Raw genomic sequence first — 5314 nt, forward strand, 5'->3', positions numbered from 1 at the left:
CGTACGCGATCTGATCCTGCAGGCCGACGATCAGCTGCGCTATCCCACCGGCGGTGAGCTGCGTTCGATGGTGGAATTCCTCTCCACCGGCGCCAGCCGCATGGTGGTGGTGAAGGCTCTCACCGAGAACGAGAAAAAGATCGTCGACGAAGCGGCCAAGCAACTGTTCAGCCGCAAGCCTGAATACGTCGCTCCGGGCGGCAATGCTTACGGCCAGAAACAACGAGCCCAGTGCCTGCGCGATTTCGGCTGGTACCTGCGACTCGTGACCTACGGAGTGCTGGCCGGCAGCACCGAGTTGATCCAGAAGATTGGACTCGAAGGCGCTCGCGAGATGTACAACAGCCTCGGCGTCCCCATGCCTGGCATGGTCGAGTCGATGCGCTGCCTCAAGGAAGCCTCCCTTGTGCTGCTCAGCGGCGATGATGCAGCTCTGGCAGCTCCCTACTTCGACTTCCTGATCCAGGGCATGCAAACTCCCTGCTGAGCGCAGGTTCTGAACAACCAGGTCAATCAGATCAATTCGCCAGAGCCGGCAGCCACCTCTGCCGGCTTTTTTGTCGCTGAGGGCTCGCGACAAGTGTCACACCGACTCATCCGGCACTGCGTGTGTCTCATAGAGCCCATCCAGACTTCAGCACTGGTCCCGGGCTGCGTCCAACACCGGATATCCGCGGATATCCGGTGTTGGACAGTTGTGCAGACCAGCACCAGGGGCTGGCGCTGCACAAAGACCAGCGAAACGCAATACCGCATTCAACGATCCACAAACTCCACGGAAGCAGCGGCAAGTCACATAGTCGTCCCTCCAGCCGCATTCCGGTCGCATTAGAAGTCTGAATACGAGTCCAACCTGATTTGTACGCAACACAGAACCAGTCTCTACGCATTGGGCGTGAACCTCTGGATATCAATATCCAATGAACTTGTCCTGTTCTTGCTTGCCGTGGAGTGATATTCGGTACGCCGGAGCTGGAGCAGGATCTGCGGAGATGTCGGCCACCGCCAACGATGCTCGCCTTGGCCGCTCAGTCCACCAAAGCAGATCCAGCAATCACATCGACCGCGTACCTGTGTCTACAGCAGGTACGCCTCAGTAAGAAATCAGTTACTTCAGGCCTTTTGCACCAGTCCAGGATGACTGGACGCGACGCTGGAGCGCATGGACAGCGGTATGAACCACAACAGGCCCCGACTCAGCATGCCCACTCAAACCGACAATCCGCCGCAGACCCAAATGCGAGACCGCCAGCAAACCCGAAGCCAGAACGGAGAGCACGGCGCCTCCAGTAAGCAGGAAGCCACGAGGAGCTCTAGAGCCCTAGCTTTCCCACCAGCACATGCACGCAGAATTCACGGAAAAAGCCAGACTGCACAGAACTCGAAGGCGCCCTGTTTGTCATTCAGTGTTTCTGACCAGATAAAGAGTGCCTGCCCATATAGAAACAACGGCCCCTGGGGCCGAAAGCCCCGACAATTACCCGTCCAAGCAGTCCATACTGTGTCCGACTATTAGACCTTTGTCTAGACCCGCTGACGCTCCATAAGGCATGCCTGCAGTGCAGAGCCCCGCCACCCCTGGTCGCTGTGGTTGACGATTCGCCCCAACGACGTCCGACCGTCAGACTTGAATCAAAGCGGCGTCTACGCAATGAGCAACGATGAGACCACAAAGGCAAGTCTCATGTCTTCTAGTCGTCCCATGACGCGACTGATAACAGGACTAGTGTGAGACTTCCGATTAGAGGGCCTGGCGGTACCGCTCCTTCAGGAACTGGTAGGCCTCGTTCAAGCGACGCATCGCATCGTCGGAGCCACCAGCATCAGGGTGGTGGCTTTGAGCCTGTTCCCGATAGGCCTCCCGAATTTCCTTGAGGGTGTACGGGCGATCCGCGATGGTTGGCAGCTGCAGCAAGCGCAGCGCGCCATGCACGGTCATCGATTGATCGATAGCCTCAAAGGATGTGCTGCGTTTTTGCTTGCTGCGTTGACGCTGCACAAAGCGTGTGATCAAGGTGGGCACGCGAACAGCAAGGCTGCTGCCACCAAAGGGGTCCTCGAGGATGCCAGCGGCGGTGATCACGCGATCAAGGCTTGGATCTCCCACTGTCCAGCCAGGAGCAAAGCCGAGTAGAACTTGCTGGGCTAGCGCCCAGCTGAACGGTCGGCCATCGCTGTGATCCGACTGGGGCCAGATGTCGCGAGCCAGCCAGGTGAGCACCGCATCCTGCGCTGTATCGCTGGGCGGAGTGCCGTAGATCTCTAGCCAGTGCTGCTGGGCACGCACCAACGCATCCTGCAGAGCTTCCGCTGGGATCAGAGCCAGACCGGCATTGCGTTCATCGCTGATCGGCATGGCTTGTTCAGTCAAGCTGCGCTTCACCGCGCGGGCCTGGCGGCGCACAAAGCCAGGCAGCTGAATGCCGACTGCGATTGCTGCGCCAGCCCTTGCAGAGACCTCTTCAGCTGTCCCGGGTAAGTCTCGCCTCTGGTCGCGAATAGAGACTTCTCCAGATCCGATGAGAACAATCGCGGTGTTGTCGTCGAGCTCGCCGGGTGCCGCTCGGTTGTCGGCATCAGAGCCGCTGGGCAGCTCCTGGGCCGAAACGCGGCTCGCAGCTCCACGGGGCAAAGACTGACTGCTCTCGGCGGGGGCAACCGCTCGCTGTTGCTCGGTGCCGAGTTTCCCTCCAACACGGGCAGGTCTCTCGTCGGATCGTCCATCAGCACCAACCAGCTGATCTTGAGCGACGACGCCAGCTGAGGCATCCGCTGAGGCCTCAGCTTCGACATCGAGGTCTGGAACCAGCTCGCGCAGCAACTGTTCAACCATGAGCCCGCGACTGCGGAAGCCCATCTGCGACTTCAAACTATCGATCCAGCCCAGCAGGTCTTCGCTGAGTTCCAGGGTGATGCGCCGCTTGTCGGATCCGCTCTCCCCCACGCCCCGCCGCTGATGCCCTCTGAGGTTATCGGCCCATCAGGGAATTCATCAGCTGCTGCTGGGCCTGAACAGCTTGCTGATAACGCTCCATCAGGCTTTGGCTCATGCGGGTGGGCGTGATCACCGCCTGTGGCAGGCCCTGCAGCACAGGAACAGGAGGCAGCGGTTGAATCCAGCCCGGGTTCATCACCACCGCCGGCGCAACGGGCTTGGGCTTGGGAGCTGGTTTGGCAGCCGTTGGCTTGCCGGTCGCCGCTGGTGTTGCGGACCTAGGCGCGGGTGCAGCAACCGGTGCAGCGGCCACTTCGGCGAGAGGCGGAGCAGCGGCTAGTGCAGCTTTGGGTTTGCTGGCCTGCGCAGCGGCAAGCAGCTGCTCCCGCTGTCGCAGCTGAGCCAGTTGCTGGTCGGGCACGACACTGAGTAGATGGCCGGGTGTGGCATCAGCTGGATAAACCAGGCTCACCATCACAGGATTGTTCTGACCTGGCTTGAGGTTGAGCGAAGCGATCGGCAGGCTCTGACCTGAACGCATTCCCACATGCACTTCGCGATAGCCCTCGTCGGTTTCAATGCCGATCGAACCGCGGAAGGCAACGAAATGCTTGCCATTGGGTGTGGGGTGGCTGAACACCAACTGGTGCGGACCAGAGCCCTGCAGATTGAGCTCAACATCAAAGCGAACGCCGTAGGTGCCAACGTTGTCGAGCGATGAATCGACCATGCGCGAGGCCAACTGATTCACCTGCACCTCACGGGTGCCGAAGTGGTGGCGGTTTGTACTGGTCAAGGGCACGTGGAGTGCCCCTTGATTGAGGTCGTGCCTGAGGCTGGCGGTGTAGGTGTCGCCAAGGGCCACACCACCCACCCTGGAGAACACCGTGCCGTCTTGGATCTGGTGCACACGGCTCAGATAAATCCGGCCTGGGGCAAGGCGCTTGCTATCCAGCACCCGGAAGATATCGATGTCGTTCTGGGGGTCACGGGCTGCAACCACGGCCATTTGGAACGGACCATCGCTACGGCCGCGCAGCAAGCCGTTGGCAATGCCAAGGGCTGGTAGGGCCGTGCTGAACAGCACGATGCGGCTGTAGGGCGGGATCGTGATCTCAGCCTCGAGGCGCCGATCCAGCTGACCGCGCAACATCTGAATGGCGGTGGCATCGCCAGGGCCGGTATTCCACGGACGGGGACCGAGCGGCTTCACCCCCATCAGGTTGTTGGCCAGATAAGGCGCTTCAAAGCTGTTGCGGACCGCCCCCTTCTTGAAACGGATATGGACGGGGGTCGGTCCCGGGTTAATCAGGATGGTGGCCAGTGTGAGCTCACCGCGCCGGCCGTTGGTTCCGCGGATGCGGCTCCGATCATCCGGGTAGTACTTGTGGTGAACGTGCAGGCCGAATTCACCATTGAAGGTGTACGTAGCGTTAGCCAGGGGCTGGTTGGTTTCTGCCGCAATCGCAGATCCAGGCCGCGTATCCATCAGGATTCCAGGCCCGAGCACCTCTTCAGGCTGGTTGGAGTGGAGCACCGGCACGTTGTTGAACGTGCCGTTCAGCGGGCGAGCGCTCTGGCCAGCCATCAGGGCCACATAGGCCTGAGACGGCACGGGAGCGACGATCACGCTGCCAAGCAGCGCTAGAAGCGTGGCTTTCATAGGTGCTCTGGGACCCACTGCTCTCACCCTGCGATCAAACGAGCCTGTGGTGGTCGAGGCTGCGGAATTGCTTTAGCTCTCTCGGCATGAAAATCAGTCAAGGCAAAGGGTTCTGACCTCACGGGTGAGGCGCTGGGGCCCTGTGGATCCATTCCCGCGGTCGGCCGTCGTCGACCGCTAGAACAACAACTGGTAACTATTTTCCCATGTTCCCGCCATTCTTTGGCTGCGGAGACAGCTCCACCCCCGAGCAGTGCCGCCGGCGCCATCAGGAGCGCAAGCTGCACACCCTTATCTTCTGGCGCGATGGCCTCGAGCGTCAGCTGGCTGCGATCAACGCCGCCATCAGCACGCTGGAGCGCCAGATGCAGGACTCAGCTGACGCCTGAGTTCCTCCAACGCTTTGTGCAACACGCGATGCACGGTGGCGGCGCTGATGCCGAGGTGTCGTCCCACCGTGCGCAGTGTCTGTCCGCGCAGCACCACTGCCTCCACCACCTGGCGCTGGCGCCGGTTCAATGGCCTCAGCGCTGCCATCGCGTTGTCACGATCCTCGGCGGCCTCCCTCTCCGCGAGGCCATCTTGGCTGAATGGTTCGAACCCAAGCTCGGCTGTGTCATGCAGGCGCCACGGCTGTAGCAGTTCCACGCGTCGTTCCCGCTCAAATTTCTCCAGTTGCGCCAAGAGCGGTCCCGGCAGGGCCTCGTGGCCCTGCC

At 60.9% G+C, this 5314-nt stretch carries 5 protein-coding genes; 2 read left to right on the plus strand and 3 right to left on the minus strand.

Annotated features, from left to right (window positions below; all coding sequences use genetic code 11):
* The coding region (locus tag ACIQ2E_RS12240; RefSeq protein ID WP_398330894.1) for an allophycocyanin at positions 1-487 on the plus strand (487 nt) is incomplete at its 5' end.
* A 1254-nt stretch (positions 488-1741) separates the two neighbouring features.
* Here ACIQ2E_RS12240 and ACIQ2E_RS12245 read toward each other — a convergent pair.
* Positions 1742-2944 carry a DnaJ domain-containing protein gene (locus ACIQ2E_RS12245; RefSeq protein ID WP_398330897.1) on the minus strand — a complete coding sequence of 401 codons (1203 nt, stop codon included), beginning with the start codon at positions 2942-2944 and terminating at the stop codon, positions 1742-1744.
* A gap of 25 nt (positions 2945-2969) precedes the next feature.
* Positions 2970-4598 carry a DUF3370 family protein gene (locus tag ACIQ2E_RS12250; protein WP_398330900.1) on the minus strand — a complete coding sequence of 543 codons (1629 nt, stop codon included), beginning with the start codon at positions 4596-4598 and terminating at the stop codon, positions 2970-2972.
* Between the two features lie 206 nt (positions 4599-4804).
* On the opposite strand from ACIQ2E_RS12250, the gene ACIQ2E_RS12255 reads away from it, so the two are divergent.
* Entirely contained in the window at positions 4805-4987 is a 183-nt protein-coding gene (locus ACIQ2E_RS12255) for a sigma factor SigF (RefSeq protein ID WP_398330903.1), read from the plus strand.
* Here the strand turns inward: ACIQ2E_RS12255 and ACIQ2E_RS12260 are convergent.
* Positions 4944-5314, minus strand: a 371-nt coding sequence (locus ACIQ2E_RS12260) for a sigma-70 family RNA polymerase sigma factor (protein WP_398330906.1), incomplete at its 5' end; no start/stop codon positions are given. The genes ACIQ2E_RS12255 and ACIQ2E_RS12260 overlap by 44 nt on opposite strands.

The sequence above is a fragment of the Vulcanococcus sp. genome (assembly GCF_044369115.1).
GTDB lineage: Bacteria > Cyanobacteriota > Cyanobacteriia > PCC-6307 > Cyanobiaceae > Vulcanococcus.

Coding starts and splice junctions, on each gene's coding strand:
- ACIQ2E_RS12250 (WP_398330900.1), bottom strand. CDS start 4,598: ATGAAAGCCACGCTTCTAGCGCTGCTTGGCAGCGTGATCGTCGCTCCC.
- ACIQ2E_RS12255 (WP_398330903.1), top strand. CDS start 4,805: ATGTTCCCGCCATTCTTTGGCTGCGGAGACAGCTCCACCCCCGAGCAG.